The sequence below is a fragment of the Tissierella praeacuta genome (genome assembly GCF_040396155.1).
GTDB lineage: Bacteria > Bacillota > Clostridia > Tissierellales > Tissierellaceae > Tissierella > Tissierella praeacuta_A.
The window spans coordinates 1-17,772 of sequence record NZ_JBEBOY010000048.1 but is presented as its reverse complement, the minus strand read 5'-3'; the positions used below and the strand labels follow the sequence as shown (position 1 = coordinate 17,772).

Genomic DNA, 17,772 nt, shown 5'->3' with positions numbered 1-17,772 from the left:
CACTGTGTAAGATACAGTGATTTCAAGCGTTATGAATTATGATTAACGCTATATATTATATATATGGAGGTGTCAAAATTGTTTATAGACAAAAGCTTAAAGCAATATGCATTAGATACCAAGAGCAGTGATCCTACACCAGGTGGAGGAAGCGTATCTGCTTATGTTGGAACATTAAGTTCTGCTTTAACAAGCATGGTTGGAGGATTAACATTCTCTAAGAAGAATTATTTAGAGTTGTCAGAGGATGTAAGGACTAAGATGGAGTCTAATGCTAAAGAGTTAGAACAATTATTTGAAAACCTAGCAGATGATGTAGATAAGGATACCAATGCTTTTGATAAGGTAATGGAAGCATTTAAAATGCCAAAGGATACTGATGAGGAGAAAAAAGTCAGATCACAGGCAATTCAAGAAGGATATAAAATTGCCTTAGAGGTTCCATTAAAATGTGCTGAAAAATGCCACAGAGTATTAGAATTACAAGATGTATTTGCAAGATATGGAAATGTAAATGCAATAACTGATATTGGAGTAGGTGTATTACTTGCTTATTCAGGATTAGAAGGCGCATTGTTAAATGTAACAATTAATTTAGGTAGTATAAAAGATGAAGAATATAAAAAGATTATTTCTGAAAAGGTATCTAGTTTATTAAATTCTGCTAAAAATCTAAAGGAAAAATCTTTAGCAATTGTTTATGAGAGACTTAATGGATAAGGAAGTTCTTTAATATTACTTTGGTGAGGAGAGAGGACATGGAAAATAAATATATATTAGCAGTACCTAATTTCAGTGATGGAAGAAGACAAGAGGTAATTGATGCGATTTCTGGTACTATTAAAAATAAAGAAGGAGTAAAACTAGTTACTTGTGAACCAGAACATGACTTTAATAGAACAGTTCTAACTATAATCGGTGAGCCAGCTCCACTTAAAGAAGCATTATTAGAAATGGCAGCAAAGTCATATGAATTAATTGACATGAGAGAACAAGAGGGAACGCACCCAAGAATTGGTGGGCAAGATACTATTCCACTATTTCCATTGGCTAATATAAGTTTAGAAGAATGTAAAGAATTAGCTGAGGAAATAGGAAAAGAGTTGTTTGAAAAACATCAAGTTCCTATTTATTTCTCAGGAGAAAATGCTAGAACTGAAGATAAAAAAAGTATCTCATTTATTAGAAAAGGGCAATATGAAGGTTTAAAAGCTTTACTAGAGGATAGCAATAATCCTGATTATGAATCTAGAAAACCTGATTTATCAGCAAATGGAAAATTAAGTCCACAATATGGTGCTACTATTGTATCAGCTGATAAAGAAGGATTAACAGCTTATAACGTATTTTTAGCAACAGAAGATGTAAGTATAGCTAAACAAATAGCTAAAGCAGTAAGAGGACCAAGTGGTGGATTCTCAACAACTAGAGCAGTAGGAATAAAATTCCCAGAAAGAGAAGGAGTAGTTGTATCTGTAAATATGTTTGACTGTGCAAATACACCACTTTATAGAGTATTTGAATTAGTTAAACTTGAAGCTCAAAAATATGGTGTAGCAGTAACAGGCTCAGAACTTGTAGGGCCAGTTAAATTAGAATACTTATTAAATAATCTTACTCATTATCTAGGATTACAAGGATTAAAACAAGAGCAAATATTAGAAACACATTTAATGTTTTAATTTAATGATAAGACTGTCCGTTCAGTTACTTGATATGGACAGTCTTATAAATGAAAATGATAATATATTTGAGATACAAGGTTATGCATTTTTACCACTAACGAAAATATTGGGAGTTCCAGATGCTCAAGTTGCAGCAGCAGCTATTCCAACAGGGATTACAGAAATGTTTATACCTGTATTAACTATTGCAGATAAGGTATCCCAATTACATGTAAAAACAAGATTTTTTGTAACAGTAGTATCAATGGTGCAAATAATATTCTTAGCGGAATCCGTTGTAGTAATTATGAATACTGGACTTCCGATAAAGTTTAAAGAGTTAATGATTGTATTCCTAGAAAGAACCATTATTGCAATGCCATTTGCAGCATTGTTTATGCATATATTGTTTTAAATAATACATTTGTTTGAAGATTTTATAGTTATAATTTGACTACTGACTTGACAGATACAAGATTTTGTTGTAAACTATAAAAATAATTGAATAAAGCCTCACTTTTACAGGTGAGGTAGAGGCGCGGTATTTAACAGTCTTTAGTGGAGTATGAGAAAATAATGATACTAAGGAGAAGGAAATATCGCCGAAGCTTGTAATATTCTCAGTATTACTTGCTGGGGCTACAGTTAATAGCTGTAGGACTGTCTCAATAAACTTTCCCAGTTTATTGAGTTGTGCTATCTCATTTTGGGAAAAGGAGGGGAATTAGGTATTACTATGTTTATTAGGACCTGAGTCTATCTCAGGTCTTTTTGTTGTTTTAAATAGCATGACTCGTATAAATGGCAAGTTTGACTTTAAGTTAGAATACTAATAAAAATTAAGACAGCAGGAGGAAGAACTAGTCATGAGAAAAAAATTATCAATACTAATCACAATAGCTTTATTATCATTAATGGTTTTAACAGGATGTGGTACAAGCAGCAATGTAGAAAATACGAAGGTAGTAGAAGAAAGTAAAGTATTTAGAATAGGTCTTGAAGCTGGATATGTACCATTTAATTGGACACAAATGGATGATTCCAATGGTGGTGTTAAGATAGATGGAGCTAAAGAATTTGCAGGGGGATATGATGTAGAAATTGCTAAGAAAATTGCAGAGGGATTACGAAAGGAATTAGTTATAGTTAAAACTGAGTGGGATGGTCTTGTACCAGCATTGACTTCTGGTAAAATAGATGCAATTATTGCAGGGATGTCACCAACAGAAGAGCGTAAGGAAACCATAGATTTTACAAATAATTATTATAAGTCCAATTTAGTTATGGTCGTTAAAAAAGGTGGAAAATATGAAAATGCTAATTCCATTCAATATTTTAAAGGAGCTAAGATAACTGCTCAATTAAATACATTTCATTACTCAGTGATTGACCAGATTCAAGATGTAGACAAGCAGCCAGCTATGGATAATTTTACAGCAATTAGAGTTGCCCTTGAATCAGGAATCATTGATGGATATGTTTCAGAGCGACCAGAAGGTATTAGTGCTGAAACTGCCAATGCTAATTTTAAAATGATAGAATTTACAGATGGCTTTAATACATCAGATGATGATACAGCAGTAGCTGTAGGTGTTGCGAAGGGCAGTGAGTTAACTGAAAAAATCAATGAAATATTAGAAGATATTACAGAAGAAGAACAAACAGCTATTATGGATACTGCTATTAAAAATCAACCAGCAGCTGAATAAGGAGGAGAAATATGAATTTTGAGTCGATATTAAAGATTGCTTTAAATAATGGACCAATGTTTCTCCGTGGAGCTGGTATGACACTTTTTATTTCCATAATCGGCACTGTAGTGGGATCTGTCATTGGTTTATTAACAGGAGTTGTGCGTACAATTTCTATATCTGAAAATGGAGTAAAGAAAATTATTTTTAAATTGATTAATATTATTTTTTCAATTTATATAGAAGTATTTCGTGGAACCCCTATGATTGTACAAGCTATGGTAATTTATTATGGGTCTGCTGCTGCATTTGGTGTAGATATGAATAGAATATTTGCAGCTATATTTATAGTATCTATTAACACAGGGGCTTATATGTCAGAAATCATTAGAGGAGGTATTATCTCCATAGATAAAGGACAATTTGAAGCCGCTGAAGCTATAGGGATGAACCATATTCAAACTATGGTTTATGTCATATTGCCTCAAGCAATACGAAATATTTTACCTGCACTTGGAAATGAATTTATAATTAATATAAAAGATACTTCAGTTCTTAATGTAATTTCCGTAACTGAATTATATTTTCAAACAAAATCAGTAGCAGGAAATAACTTTAAATATTATGAGTCGTTTTTTATAGCATGTACTCTCTATCTTATAATGACATTTACTATAACAAGAATTTTACGTTTTATTGAAAGAAGATTAGAAGGTCCTGAGAACTATGTTAAATATACAGGTGAAATACAAGTAGAAGGGACTATAATCGGTAAAAGAAAAGAATGTAATGTTAATCAATATTAGATGGGGAGGGAGAAAGATGGAAAAGGTCATTGATATTCAACATTTAAATAAATCCTTTGGAACTCATGAAGTATTAAAAGATATTAATTTTTCAGTAAATAAAGGAGAGGTAGTTTGCATTATTGGTTCATCTGGTTCAGGCAAATCAACACTTCTTCGATGTGTAAATCTTTTGGAGAAACCAAGTGGTGGAAAAATTATTTATAAAGGAAAAAATATTTTAGATGATAATCATAATATTTACGAATATCGTACAAAATTAGGAATGGTATTTCAACAATTTAATTTGTTTAATAATCATAATATTTTAAACAACTGTATAGTCGGTCAAGTAAAAGTGTTGAAACGTTCAAAAGAAGAATCAGAAGAAGTAGCTCTTAAATATTTAAAAGTAGTTGGAATGTACCAATATATTAATGCAAGACCAAAGCAATTATCAGGGGGGCAAAAACAGCGTGTGGCCATTGCTAGGGCACTTTCTATGGAACCTGATGTTATGCTATTTGATGAACCTACATCTGCTCTTGATCCAGAGATGGTAGGAGAGGTTCTTAAAGTTATGAAAGAACTTGCTGAAACTGGACTTACTATGTTAGTAGTGACCCATGAAATGAGATTTGCAAAGGAAGTAGCTGACCGTGTAGTATTTATGGATAAAGGAGTTATTGTAGAGGAGGGAACACCAGAGCAAATCTTCAACAATCCAGTTGAGGAACGTACGAGGGAATTTTTGAGACGTACCTTGTAATAGCTATAATAATAGGAGATATTATAAATAGTAATGTGAAATCTGTATTTTTATTTAGATATAGAATTCATATTACTATTTTTATTTATAAGTATCATACCTAATTCTATATTTAAATTAAATTTTTATTGGTTTGATAGATGGAAATAAAGCATATAATAGAATTTGGGGCTGGTGTTTTCTTGATTTACTATGTGATTGATGATATGCTTTTCATATTAGTATGAAAAATATGAAAATAGGGGGAGTGAAAATGCCATTACCAAAAGGTAAACATATTTTTGGAACAGTCAAGGTAGGAGAACGAGGACAAATTGTAATTCCTAAAGAAGCAAGAGATATGTTTGATATAAAACCGGGAGACATTTTATTGGTTTTAGGAGATGAGGAACAGGGGATTGCTATTACAAAAGCAGATGTTATGCAAGAAGTTGCGGTAAAAATCCTTAAAGGGTTAGGAGGGTTTAAGCTAGATGATAAATAATATGACAAAATCCTTTGGTGTGTCAGATGTAGGCTTTATTCTCTTACTCATTGCAACAATTGGCGATTTAATTATACCTTTTTTTCTTGCTACATTTTGCAAAAAGTATAATCATTTGACAATGGTAATGAGTTTGTTAGGTAATCGCAATTCACCAGTACATTTAATATATAACTTGTGGCTTATTTCTGCGGGAATTATGCTTATTCTTGGCAGTTTAAAATTGTATGTAATATATTTGCCTGCTTCAAATATACTTTCAAAAGTATTGCTATTTTGTGTAGTGATTTATGCAATTGGAGCTTGCATATTATCTGGTATATTTTCAGTTGGAGAAACAAAGGAACTTACAACTCTACCTGAAAAAATACATGGGTATGGCTCTGTTTTGGGATTCTTTGTTTTAACCTTTGTTCCTTTGATTATTGGGATTGTTTCCATGCGTTCAAACGAGGTAGTTTGTAGTGTTATGTCATTTATATTTTTTGCTTTGACTATACTATTTTTTGCTTTGTTTGTAATGGCTGATAAGACAAAGTTTGAAAACACTATAATTTCTAATGAGGGAATATGGCAAAGATTAAGTTTGCTTTGTATGTATGCACCGATAATTATAGTTTCATTTAAAAATATATTTATGAAATGAGGTGCTGCAATACGCCGATAACCTATAAAAATGTAGCATTTATGCAGGATTATCGGCGTATTCCTTATTCCTGTCGGGCATAAAATCACAATTGGCGAGGATAGATTTTTCTACTATTTTTATACATTAATACTTCAAATTAATATCCTATTTTTAAATCAACTATATTAACAAGACTTTCCTTGTTAATATATCTTTTCATATTTTCATAAGCAATTTCATATCTTCTTCTAGCATACATTTCTGAGGCCCAAGAGTTATGAGGTGATACGATTACACTATCCATTTCCCATAAAGGATTATCTGCTGATAAAGGTTCTATTTCAAAAACATCTAAGGCAGCTTTTTTCACTTTACCAGATTTTAGATTATTAATAAGTGCCTTTTCATCTATAATACTTCCACGAGCAATATTGACTAAATAAGTTCCGTTTTTCATATTAGCAAAAACATTTTCATCTATAAGATGATGAGTATTATCTGTATAAGGAGCAGCTATTACTAAGAAATCACATCGAGGAACTATATGGTTTATCTTGTCTATACTAAAGCATTGATGGAAATGGTCTGCGCTTTTTCCACTAGAATTAATTCCTAATATTTTAACACCAAATCCTTCTAGTCTTTTGGCAGCTTCTTTAGCTATAGATCCAGTGCCTATAAATCCTATAGTCTTTCCATAAAGCTCTAGAAGGGAAGTATCCATTTTCCATATTTTTTTAGTTTGCTTATCATAAAATTCTTTACTATTTTTTATCATTTCTAGAATTTTAAGTACTATCCATTCAGCAATTGGTATGCTATAGCCACCCCTATTATTTGTTAGAATGATATTTTTCCCTAGAATTTTATCTATTGGTACCTGATTAATACCTGCACTTAAAAGCTGAATCCATTTAAGATTTGGGAATAGACTTATGTCTATTTTTTCAAATGGATCAAAGCATACCATTAAATCTACATCTTTTATTTCATCAGAAAAGACGATATTCCTTTCATCCCTAAATATTATTTCATAACCTAGATTTTCTAGGTTTTTCATTTCATCATCTTTGTACTTAAAAGTAATTAATGCTTTCAAAGATATTCCTCCTTTTTAAATCAAACAGTATTTTTCAATATCGCTGATTAAGTTTTATAATTTTAATAGATTATTTCTATAAACATAATAAAATTTACATGAAATACCTATTTTTATCTTTAGTTAATATAAGGTAATATTTGTATTTTATAAACAATGTTTTGCTTTTATAATAAAATTGAAGTTTAAATATTTTCTATCTATTAGTTTTGTGAGATAATAGTTATTTATTATTTCTTATTTGAAATAGGTTTGTTTCTTAATTATATAATGATATAGTAATACCCATTTTTTATAAAGGTAATCTTTGTTTTGAATTTTGAACTAATAGTAGAAAAATGTTGCAAAATGTCAAGTTTTTTGATATATTTATTATGTTAAATAAATATTTGCTCTCATATAATCTCGATAATATGGTTCGAGAGTTTCTACAGGATAACCGTAAAATATCCTACTATGGGTCAGGATAACAGATAATGCTACAAAGGTAGAGTTCATTCTAACCTTTGTTTTCGATTTAAAAAGACTGGAGTTCTTTCCTATAGGAGAGAACCCTAGTCTTTTGTTATTATGTATGGTATTTTATTATCTGAGAGCAATGTAAAGGAGAGACATAAATGGATTTACTAAAGGATTTACTTGCAGCATTGAGTGTTATTCTTAATGGATTACCTCAGGGACTTTTAGCATTATCATTTGGATTTGCATCTGTGCCTACGGCTTTTGCATTTATCGTTGGTGCAATAGGATGTTTAATTTTAGGTGTAGTAGCACCAGTCTCATTTCAGGCTGAAACAATTACTTTGGCAGGGACAATGGGAAAAGATATGAAGGAACGAATATCAATGGTCATTTTAGGTGGAGTAGGTATGACTATTATAGGTATATTTGGTTTTCTTGAAAGAATTGTAAGTTTTATTGGACCTGCAATTACTAGTGGAATGATGGCAGGTGTAGGTATTATGTTGACACGTGTAGCTGTGGATATGGCAAGAAAAAATAAAATTGTTGGATTTAGTTCAATTGCAATTAGTTTTATTACCTACATGATTACAAAGGACTTAGTGTATACAATTGCAATTTCAGTTATTGTAACCAGTGTTATGGCAATGATTTTAAAGCAAAAATCTGATATCAATATTACTGAAAGAGAAAAAATAGTTTTTCAAAAGCCTATTATAAATATTTCAGTTATTCGTGGGGCTTTAGCAATGGTATGTTTAAATATTGGAGCTAATATTGCTTTTGGTAAGATTACAGGAAATATTGCAAATGTCAATGTAAACATAGACCACTTATCTATTGTAAGCAGTTTAGCAGACCTTGCATCGGCATTATTTGGCGGCGGACCTGTTGAATCTGTTATTTCTGCTACAGGAGGTGCACCACATCCATTAATGTCTGGAGTTTTAATGATGAGTTTAATGGCTATAATCCTATTTGCAGGATTACTTCCTAAAATGGGAAAATATATACCTAGTGAGTCAATTGCAGGATTCTTATTTGTATTAGGAGCAATTGTAACAGTTCCAGATAATGCTGTGGCTGCATTAACTGCAACAGGTATGCCAGGAGGAGCAATTCTTGGAGGAATAACCATGACAGTAACAGCAATAACTGATCCATTTTTAGGCATGTTGGCAGGAGTTATATTTAAAGCATTTGCAAGTATATTGGGAATGTAATATATAAGGGGGATTAAAATAATGGAAAACACATATTTTATTGAGGTAGCTGGAATAAGGCGTGAACTGCCTATTATACAAATTAATGATAAACTTAGTATTGCAAGCTTTGTAATACTGGGAGACACTGAAATAGTCTGTGCATCGGCTCCTGAAATTGTAAAGAAATTACCTGATGTTGATGTACTAATAACTGCAGAGGCAAAGGGAATTCCGTTGGTATTTGAGATGTCTAGACTGTTAAATATGAAAAAATATATTGTGGCTAGAAAAAGTATTAAACCATATATGAATTCACCGATTATAGATGAAGTCGTATCTATTACTACGCAGAAGAAACAATTATTGTGTCTAGACGAACAAGATGCAGAATATATAAAGGGAAAGAGAGTAGCTATTATTGATGATGTAATAAGTACAGGAGATTCCATCAAAGCTCTAGAAAGAATTGTAGAATCTGCAGGTGGTATAGTTGCTGCTAAAGCTGCTATACTGGCAGAAGGAGAGGCAGCAAATAGGAAAGATATTATTTTCTTAGAGTATCTCCCACTTTTTGAAGCAGAATAATTTATTATAGTGATTTTAAATAAATATATAGGCAATGAAGATTTTTAATTAATTAGAAGTCTTCATTGCTTTTATTAATTAGGTAGGCAGTATATTTTATATATGTCAAGGAACACTAGTATATAATACTTATAATTTTGAACTTTAGATTGGACGGTGGTTATATGGAAATCAAAGAAGGTATAATGGTGCCATTAGGTTATGGAAAGTTTGCTCGTTCTGATAAAATCATTAGTTTAGAACCTATTGAAGATGATCGTGGACCAGGAAGAAGAACAGTTGTATATGTTGAAGAAGTTAAATCACCTATAATAGCATCTAAAACTGAAAATTCTATATTAGCAAGAATGGTGGAAATACCTAGAGAAGAACTTGAAGCTTCTGCTGCATTAGAACTTTTATATGATATAGGTGATAGTATTAAACAAATAGGTCCTATGCTTAGAAAGAGTATAAAAAAAGAAGCCAATTTTGACCTTGATAGAATTGAAAAACGTATAGATGAGATTATTCAGCATGAAATTGAATTTGATGGAATACATTAATTATAATTTACAGGTACTAGGTTAACAACCTAATGCCTGTAAATTATTTTTTAAGTTCTCAATTTCATAAACCAATAGATTTAAGAATAAACCTACATCTGTAACAATACCTATAGTTTGACTACTTCCCCTATCACATAATTTTGTAACTACAGCAGAATTAATATCTACACATATCATCTTAATCCTTGCAGGCAGCATATTTCCACTAGCAATTCCATGGAGCATAGTGCCAAGAACTAATACTATATCTGAATTTTGTAAATGATTATTATAGGCTTCTTGAGCCTTTATCATATCGGTAATTGTATCTGGCAAAGGTCCATCGTCTCTTAAACTTCCTGCAAGTACAAAAGGAGTATGGCTTTTAACACATTCATACATTATACCTGAATGAAGTACTTTAGCTTCTACAGTGTTTTCTATTGATCCATATTTCATAACTTGATTTATGGCTCTCATATGATTTCTATATCCATTATGAGTTACTTTGCCTGATTTTGCACATACTCCCAAAGAAGTACCAAAAAGGTTTTTTTCTATATCATGAACTGCAAGGGCATTGCCAGCCAGTAAACTAGATATATAATTTTCCTTAATGAGCTTTGAAAGATAATAATCTCCACCTGTATGAACTACTACAGGACCTGCAACTATGGTCATCTTTTTATTATCATAAAATAATTCAGAAGCCAAGTTTTTTATAAGAATATTATTCCTTCTTTCAGAGGATACTGAGCTATTCATAAAATTAAATGAATTTTCCACTTTATCATCATTGTTTTTTATTATTTTGATGCCTGAATCACCGCATACTACCATATCACCTTGTTTAATATCTCTTAATTTTTTACATGAAGCACCTTGTTCATCTATTACTATAATTGCATCCATTCGTTGGTTTTGTACTTCTATCCATTCATTGTTATAGAAAACTAAGGTTGTGCAATTTGTAGTTGAATAGAAATCATCAGGGACATGTTTATCTTGCTCTACCTTTTTCAACAATATATTTTTAGTTTTATTCTTATTTCTTAATTTATCTATTTCCATTTTGAAATCTCCTTTCACTATTTAACAATTTAAATAACTTCTTTCAGTATTGAAACTTAAATTCATTTACTTGATATACTTGTATGAATTTGGTCCTAAGGGACACCCCCAATGATAAATTCTATATTAAGGTTGGTGCTCATTGCGTTTGACCTACCTACAGTTCACTACGTTCACTGGGTTAGGTCATAAAAAAACCTTCGTCCCAATACTGGGACGAAGGTAATTCGCGGTACCACCCAAATTGATTAAGTAAAATTTAACTTAATCCACTTGAAGCCTATAACGTTGGCGAAACGGACAAACTTTTCATTTGCAGCCTAAAGGGTGGGTTCAAAAGAAATAATCTTAGAAAACCTTTCAGTCGGTGAGTCTTCCTTCCTTTTAGAATCTTTCTATTTACTATTCCTCATCATAGCTAAATATTTATTTAAAAACTATTATATGAACTATAATAGAATTTGTCAACTCTTTTTTAAAAAATATTTTCATTGAATATAATGGAAAAATTGAATATCAAAATTTAAGATTAATATATAAATAGTATTTAAATCCAAAAAGAGTAGATATAATCTAGAATCTAACCTATCAGTATAAATATTTTTAGTATAAGAATTATTTGAATATGTCTAAAGAAATATGGTTTCCTAATTTTACCAGGTTAAAAAATAATTGGAAAAGGTTCTTATAAAAAAGTAGTGTTTGACTTCTATAGGTGCATAAGAGGTTATGTCTTATAATCAATATATGGAGATTAAATTGAAAAATTATACAATGGGTATGAAATATATAGTATAATACTAAATATATTCTATAAGGAGGGAATAAAAATGGGACTAATAAAAGCAATTAGCTCTGCTATAGGAGGCTCTCTTGCGGATCAATGGTTAGAAGTAATTGAACCTAATGATATGAGTGATAATACTGTATTTACATCTGGTATAACAGTTAGAAAAGATGATAGAAGAGGGTCAAATAAAAGAGGAACTGAGAATACAGTTTCAAATGGATCAATAATTCATGTATATCCAAATCAATTTATGATTCTAGTAGATGGAGGAAAGATAGTAGATTATACAGCAGAAGAAGGATATTATAAAGTAGATAATTCATCTTTACCATCCTTATTTAATGGAAGCTTCAAGGATAGCTTAAGAGAGTCATTTCAACGTGTAAAATACGGTGGGGTTACACCTACTGTTCAAAAAGTATATTATATAAATTTACAAGAAATAAAGGGAATAAAATTTGGCACTCCAAATCCTTTAAATTACTTTGATAACTTTTATAATTCCGAGTTGTTTTTAAGAACCTTCGGAACTTATTCTATAAAGATAACTGATCCATTACTATTCTTTAAGGAAGCAATTCCTAGAAATAAAGATAGGGTAAATATCGAAGATATTAATGAACAATATCTATCAGAATTTTTAGAGGCGTTACAATCAGCTATGAATCAAATGTCTGTTGATGGAATCCGTATATCACATGTTCCATCAAAGGGTAGAGAATTAAGTAAATATATGTCTGATATATTAGATGAAGAATGGAAAAGAATGAGAGGTATGGAAATCCAATCTGTAGGTATAGCTAGTATTTCCTATGATGATGAATCTAAGGAATTAATTAATATGAGAAATAAAGGAGCTATGCTAGGGGATCCATCTGTAAGAGAAGGATATGTACAGGGTTCCATTGCTAGAGGAATGGAAGCTGCTGGTTCAAATGAAGGAGGAGCTGCCACTGCTTTTATGGGCATGGGAGTAGGGATGCAAGGAGCAGGTAATTTTATGAGTGCTGCATCTCAATCTAATCAAAATCAAATGGCACAGAAACAAAATTCACAGAATCAAACTCAAAATACACAAAAAAGCCACTGGTTCTGTACTAATTGTGGTGCCCAGAATTCAGGACACTTCTGTTCAGAATGTGGAACAAAGAGAGCTACTCCATTACAATGTTCTAACTGTGGTTATAAACCAACTGAAGGAAGTCCAAAGTTTTGTCCAGAATGTGGAACAAAATTTTAATTAGGCTTAAATATTTGGTAATTAGAAAAGGGGAAAGCTATGGCTACTAAAAGTTATAAATGTCCAAGTTGTGGGGCAGGAATACATTTTAAACCTGAACTTCAGAAATTTAAATGTGATTTTTGTTTAAGTGAATATACTGAAGAAGAAATTGAAGATATATATAAGGAAAAGGACAAAGAAGAAAACGAAGAAAAGCATGAACATCATAAGGAAAATGGGAAACTATTGTCTTATGAGTGTAATAGCTGTGGTGCAAAGGTAGTCACTGATGATACTACTACTGCTACATTCTGTTATTATTGCCATAACCCAGTTATAATTTCAGATAGGCTAAAAGGTAACTTTCAACCTAATAAAATGATAGCATTCTCTATTGATAAAAAGAAGGCAAAAGAAAGGTTTTTAAATTGGGCTGAAAATAAGAGATTTGTTCCCAATGATTTTTATGGTGACTCACAACTGGAGAAGATAACAGGAATATATTTACCATATTGGTGGACTGACTGTAAAGTTGATATAGATTATATAGGTGAGGCAAGAAATATTAGAGTATGGAGAAGTGGAGACAGAGAATTTACAGAAACCAAAAAATATCAAATAGTGCGAAGGGGCCAAGTAGATATAGAGAATGTAGGGGAACTGGCATTTACTAAAATAGATTCTATTCTTTTAAATGGTATAGCTCCATATAAAGAAGATGAATCTATAGATTTCTCTATGCCTTATCTCTCAGGTTTTTTTGCAGAACAATATGATATAGAAAGAAAAGATGTAGTTCCTAGAATAGAAGATAGAGTTAATAAATACTCAAAAAATTTAATAGACGAAACCATATCTGGGTTTAATCTAGTAAATGATATAAGAAATAATTCCAATATAAATTATAAAGATTGGAAATATACTCTTTTACCTGCATGGATATTAACTTATATCTATAAGGGGAAGACATATGTATATGCTGTAAATGGTCAGACTGGCAAATCTTTTGGAGAACTTCCTTTTAATAAGAAAAAGGCATTTAATGTATCTATAATAATATTTGTGATAACAATTATTTTTCTTTTAATAGGAGGGATACTGATATGGTAAATATAACTAAAAGATTAATGAGTTTAATATTATCTTTAATATTAACCATATTTATTTTTAATCCAGTTTCTGTAGTAGCTGAAAAGTCATTAGTATTTGATGATGCAATGTTATTTACTGAAGATGAGAGAGTTAAATTAGAAAATGAGGTAAATAGTTTATCTAATGACTATAATATGGATATAGTTATTGTAACCACTAATGATACTGAAGGAAAAACATCTAGGGAATATGCAGATGACTTTTTTGATTATGGAGACTTTGGAGTAGGAGATAACCATGATGGAATATTATTTTTAATAGATATGGATAATAGAGAAGCTTATATATCCACATCTGGTATAGGAATTAGATATTTAACAGATGAAAGAATTGAAAGAATACTAGATAATGTATTTGATAGTGGCTTAGGCGATGGGGATTATTATGGAGCTGCTATGGAATTTTTAAAAGGTACTAAGGGTTATCTTGAGTCTGGAATTCCATCGGATCAATATAATAAACCTGAAAAAGTTAAAAATAAGTTAACATTTGCTGATGTAGTAATTAGTGTGATTGGAGGGATATTGACTAGTAGTATATTTTACTTTACTACAAAATCAAGATATAAAACTCCAAAACCTGCAAATCCCTTTGCCTATAAAAAGAATAGTTTTGTGAATTTAACTTCAAATGAAGATAAACTAATAGATACTTTTGTAACACATAGAGTCATTCCAAAACCTACTGATAATTCAAACTCTTCCAGTGGAAGAAGTACAACTCATACTTCTTCTAGTGGAAATACTCATGGTGGAGGAGGACGAAAGTTTTAATAGTTATTGATTATAAATCAATGTATTTTATGGACTAAGAATAAATTTTAACATGTTCCCCTTAAGGTAGACAGATGAAATATGAAAATCTATTTACTTTAAGGGGAATTTGTATAAATGAGGTATAAATGCTAAAAAATATTCTCTAGTCAATTAGAAAACAATCTTAAAATAGTTGGATAATATAAAATTAAAATTGAAATAATGGTAGAAAAAGTTGCAGTAAAAGCTATGAAAGTTGATAATATACTAAGGAATTTTTCTTTCATAAATAAACCTCCATGGGGTATAGTAATTAAAAAAGAAGAAGATATAAATTTAAGTTTGTAGCTGTAAAGCACAACTTTAATTTAAATAAAAAATTCCTCAAGAGATAAGTAAAACATAGATTTAAAGTATAGCTAGATATTTTATTATAATATATTAATTATAAAAAGAAGTTTGAAATTTTGGGATATAATATTTTATTAGGAGTGGAAATTATGCGTATTTTTTTAGCTATAGAATTTACAGAAGAAATAAAAGAATATTTATATAATGTTCAAGAGATAGTTAAGCAACATAGTGCTAAAGGTAATTTTACTAACAAGGGAAATTTTCATTTGACACTTCGATTTATTGGTGAAGTGAAGGAAGATGAATTAAATAAATTAAAAGAAGCCATTGATTACATATCATTAAATCAAGAAAACTTTAAAATAGTTTTTAATGAAATTGGAGAATTCCCTAGAAAAAACAAAAAAATAATTTGGATAGGATTGCAAAAAAATAAGTCATTGGATTTATTATATTCAAATTTGGAAGATAGATTAGAGATTTATGGATATGAAAAAGAACAACGAAGATTTGTTCCGCATATAACCTTAGGTAGGGAAATAATCCTTACAGAAGAATTTAATATGCTAGAAAAGCTAATTCAAGTAGAAAAGAAAGAAATGACTGTAAATAAGGTTTCCATAATGGAGAGTACAAGAAAAAATGGTCAATTAACCTATGTTCCAATTTATATAAAGGAATTTAAACCATAGAACTCAAAGACATGGAAAATGCAAATATTTGTAGATTGAAATAATGCTGAAAATTTGGTTAATTGAAATTTTTTTAAATTTTTTTTCAAAATCTTATTGACAGTAATATTTTATCGTGCTATATTAGTTCTTAAATATAAAAAAGATTGCAATCTAATATTAAATTAAATTAAATTAAATAATAAATACTAAGATGAAGAGCGAACTATTAAGAAAAATCAATTACAGAGAGCTGGGGTAGATGAGAGCCAGTATTGATATAATAGGGAACAATCACTTCTGAGTTATATGGCTGAATTAAGTAGGTTATATCGGTGGACTCCGTTAAAAAGTCAGGGTTTAATAATTGAACCTAGTGAGTTAATTATCGTGAGATAATTATAAGGTAGAGTGGTAACGCTATAACTGGCCTCTATATGTATGTATACATATAGAGGCTTTTTTAGTATCAATTTTTCTTAAAAAGGGAGGCATATATATGATTATTAATATAGATGAAGATGGGATTATAAGAGAAAAAAATTACTTTGAAAATTAGGAGGAAATTTAAAATGAATAGAAAATTACTAGGAGTATTATCTTTGATTTTTATATTAAATGTTCTTGCAGGATGCACATCTAAATCCGCAAATAATCAAGCTAGTGAAGATACAATAAAAGTTGGATTGAACTATGAATTATCAGGTGATGTTGCAACTTATGGAAAGAGTTTAAGTGATGGATTGTTACTAGCTATTGAAGAAATAAATCAAAATGGTGGAGCACTTGAAAAACAAATAGAACCGATTAAAGTTGATAATAAATCAGAGGATACAGAATCAGCTAATGTTTCTACAAGATTAGCCACTAGAGATAAAGTTGTAGCATTACTTGGACCTGCTACATCTGGTAATACTAAAGCTGCATCACCTGCGGCAATGCAGAATAAAATCCCTTTAATATCAGCTTCAGCTACAACAGATGATGTTACAGTAGATAGCAATGGAAATGTAAGGGAATATATATTTAAAACTTGTTTTAGTGATTCATTCCAAGGTGTTATGATGGCAGAATTTGCTTTAAAAGATTTGGATTTCAAAAATGCAGTAATATTAGCTGATAGTACATCTGATTATGCTAAGGGACTTTCAAAAGCATTTAAAGAAACCTATATAAAATTAGGGGGAAAAGTACTAGCAGAAGAAGCTTATCAATCTAAGGATACAGATTTTAAAGCAGTATTAACAAACCTTAAAGGATTAAATCCAGAAGCATTATTTATACCTGGTTATTATGAAGAAGTGGGCTTAATAATTAGGCAAGCAAGAGAATTAGGATTAAATGTACCAATACTTGGCGGGGACGGATATGAATCACCAAAGCTTACTGAAATTGCAGGAAAAGACGTTTTAAATAATGTGTATTACTCAAGTCACTATTCTCCAATGGATGAGGCAGAAGAAGTAGTCAGATTTAAAGAGAATTTTAAAGCAAAATATGGCAAAGAAGCTGACGCTTTCAATGCATTAGGATATGATTTAGGTTATTTTTTCAAAGACGCTCTAGAAAGAGCAGGAGAAGTAAATCCAGAAAAGTTAAAAGATGCTCTCGCTTCAACTAAGGATTTTAAAGGAGTAACAGGAACAGTTTCAATAGACGAAAAACATAATCCAGTAAAATCTGTGACAATAATAGAAATGAAGGACGGAGTTCCAACATTCTTAAAGAAATTGGATCCAAAGTAGAATAAAATGAACAATGTCTTTAAAAATAGGATTTGAAGACATTGTTCCATAAATTTTATAGAAAGACCAACTATAAAAAGTCAAGGAATAAAAGAAAATAATTTAAGAATTTT

Annotated in this window: 18 protein-coding genes, 2 riboswitches and 1 other annotated feature; of the genes, 16 read left to right on the top strand and 2 right to left on the bottom strand. The window is 30.5% G+C overall.

Translation table 11 applies throughout. From position 1 onward, the window contains the following. Nucleotides 1–78: 78 nt before the first annotated feature. The 8 genes from ABWP20_RS16195 to ABWP20_RS16160 all read left to right on the top strand — a co-directional run bounded on the left by ABWP20_RS16195 (nt 79) and on the right by ABWP20_RS16160 (nt 6,039). Nucleotides 79–720, top strand: coding sequence for a cyclodeaminase/cyclohydrolase family protein (locus tag ABWP20_RS16195; protein WP_353097209.1), 642 nt, complete (start codon nt 79–81; stop codon nt 718–720). A 38-nt stretch (nt 721–758) separates the two neighbouring features. Then, complete coding sequence (ftcD, locus tag ABWP20_RS16190; RefSeq protein WP_353097208.1) at nt 759–1,682, top strand: glutamate formimidoyltransferase; 924 nt, start codon at nt 759–761, stop codon at nt 1,680–1,682. Nucleotides 1,683–1,716: 34 nt separating this feature from the next. After that, nucleotides 1,717–2,079: a hypothetical protein gene (locus tag ABWP20_RS16185; RefSeq protein WP_353097207.1), complete on the top strand. Its 363-nt coding sequence runs from the start codon at nt 1,717–1,719 to the stop codon at nt 2,077–2,079. A 108-nt stretch (nt 2,080–2,187) separates the two neighbouring features. Further along, a riboswitch (Lysine riboswitch) is annotated at nt 2,188–2,371 on the top strand. A gap of 159 nt (nt 2,372–2,530) precedes the next feature. Then, the gene (locus tag ABWP20_RS16180; protein WP_353097205.1) at nt 2,531–3,373 is read left to right on the top strand and encodes a transporter substrate-binding domain-containing protein; all 843 of its coding nucleotides are present in this window, start codon (nt 2,531–2,533) and stop codon (nt 3,371–3,373) included. Between the two features lie 11 nt (nt 3,374–3,384). After that, entirely contained in the window at nt 3,385–4,161 is a 777-nt protein-coding gene (locus tag ABWP20_RS16175) for an amino acid ABC transporter permease (protein ID WP_353097204.1), read from the top strand. A 16-nt stretch (nt 4,162–4,177) separates the two neighbouring features. Continuing rightward, complete coding sequence (locus tag ABWP20_RS16170) at nt 4,178–4,909, top strand: amino acid ABC transporter ATP-binding protein (protein ID WP_353097203.1); 732 nt, start codon at nt 4,178–4,180, stop codon at nt 4,907–4,909. Nucleotides 4,910–5,162: 253 nt separating this feature from the next. Continuing rightward, the gene (locus tag ABWP20_RS16165) at nt 5,163–5,393 is read left to right on the top strand and encodes an AbrB/MazE/SpoVT family DNA-binding domain-containing protein (protein ID WP_353097202.1); all 231 of its coding nucleotides are present in this window, start codon (nt 5,163–5,165) and stop codon (nt 5,391–5,393) included. Further along, complete coding sequence (locus ABWP20_RS16160; protein WP_353097200.1) at nt 5,383–6,039, top strand: DUF998 domain-containing protein; 657 nt, start codon at nt 5,383–5,385, stop codon at nt 6,037–6,039. Before ABWP20_RS16165 ends, ABWP20_RS16160 begins: the two co-directional genes overlap by 11 nt. Nucleotides 6,040–6,178: 139 nt before the next feature. On the opposite strand, the gene ABWP20_RS16155 is transcribed toward ABWP20_RS16160, so the two are convergent. Then, nucleotides 6,179–7,120 (bottom strand): phosphoglycerate dehydrogenase, encoded by a 942-nt coding sequence (locus ABWP20_RS16155; RefSeq protein WP_353097198.1) that lies wholly within the window; start codon nt 7,118–7,120, stop codon nt 6,179–6,181. 375 nt (nt 7,121–7,495) lie between these two features. Further along, a riboswitch (purine riboswitch) is annotated at nt 7,496–7,597 on the top strand. A 140-nt stretch (nt 7,598–7,737) separates the two neighbouring features. Between ABWP20_RS16155 and ABWP20_RS16150 the strand changes: the two genes are divergently transcribed. The 3 genes from ABWP20_RS16150 to ABWP20_RS16140 all read left to right on the top strand — a co-directional run bounded on the left by ABWP20_RS16150 (nt 7,738) and on the right by ABWP20_RS16140 (nt 9,917). Continuing rightward, on the top strand, nt 7,738–8,805 hold the full coding sequence (locus tag ABWP20_RS16150; RefSeq protein ID WP_353097196.1) for an NCS2 family permease: 1,068 nt from the start codon (nt 7,738–7,740) through the stop codon (nt 8,803–8,805). Between the two features lie 21 nt (nt 8,806–8,826). Beyond that, the gene (locus ABWP20_RS16145) at nt 8,827–9,372 is read left to right on the top strand and encodes a phosphoribosyltransferase family protein (RefSeq protein ID WP_353097195.1); all 546 of its coding nucleotides are present in this window, start codon (nt 8,827–8,829) and stop codon (nt 9,370–9,372) included. Nucleotides 9,373–9,536: 164 nt separating this feature from the next. Next, complete coding sequence (locus ABWP20_RS16140) at nt 9,537–9,917, top strand: hypothetical protein (RefSeq protein WP_353097194.1); 381 nt, start codon at nt 9,537–9,539, stop codon at nt 9,915–9,917. A 21-nt stretch (nt 9,918–9,938) separates the two neighbouring features. Here ABWP20_RS16140 and ABWP20_RS16135 read toward each other — a convergent pair whose 3' ends face one another. Next, nucleotides 9,939–10,970 carry an ornithine cyclodeaminase, nickel-pincer nucleotide-dependent gene (locus tag ABWP20_RS16135; protein WP_353097193.1) on the bottom strand — a complete coding sequence of 344 codons (1,032 nt, stop codon included), beginning with the start codon at nt 10,968–10,970 and terminating at the stop codon, nt 9,939–9,941. Nucleotides 10,971–11,179: 209 nt separating this feature from the next. Further along, nucleotides 11,180–11,395: a binding site (T-box leader), on the bottom strand. Nucleotides 11,396–11,800: 405 nt separating this feature from the next. On the opposite strand from ABWP20_RS16135, the gene ABWP20_RS16130 reads away from it, so the two are divergent. The 5 genes from ABWP20_RS16130 to ABWP20_RS16110 all read left to right on the top strand — a co-directional run bounded on the left by ABWP20_RS16130 (nt 11,801) and on the right by ABWP20_RS16110 (nt 17,659). Then, complete coding sequence (locus ABWP20_RS16130; RefSeq protein ID WP_353097192.1) at nt 11,801–13,000, top strand: SPFH domain-containing protein; 1,200 nt, start codon at nt 11,801–11,803, stop codon at nt 12,998–13,000. 39 nt (nt 13,001–13,039) lie between these two features. Continuing rightward, a complete protein-coding gene (locus ABWP20_RS16125; RefSeq protein WP_353097190.1) occupies nt 13,040–14,092 on the top strand; it encodes a TFIIB-type zinc ribbon-containing protein in 1,053 nt (350 codons plus the stop codon). Next, the gene (locus tag ABWP20_RS16120) at nt 14,086–14,907 is read left to right on the top strand and encodes a TPM domain-containing protein (protein WP_353097189.1); all 822 of its coding nucleotides are present in this window, start codon (nt 14,086–14,088) and stop codon (nt 14,905–14,907) included. The genes ABWP20_RS16125 and ABWP20_RS16120 overlap by 7 nt, the downstream gene beginning before the upstream one ends. A 482-nt stretch (nt 14,908–15,389) precedes the next feature. Then, nucleotides 15,390–15,935 carry an RNA 2',3'-cyclic phosphodiesterase gene (gene thpR / locus ABWP20_RS16115; RefSeq protein ID WP_353097188.1) on the top strand — a complete coding sequence of 182 codons (546 nt, stop codon included), beginning with the start codon at nt 15,390–15,392 and terminating at the stop codon, nt 15,933–15,935. A 551-nt stretch (nt 15,936–16,486) separates the two neighbouring features. Continuing rightward, nucleotides 16,487–17,659, top strand: a complete 1,173-nt coding sequence (locus tag ABWP20_RS16110) for an ABC transporter substrate-binding protein (protein WP_353097187.1) — start codon at nt 16,487–16,489, stop codon at nt 17,657–17,659. The last annotated feature ends 113 nt before the right edge of the window (nt 17,660–17,772 follow it).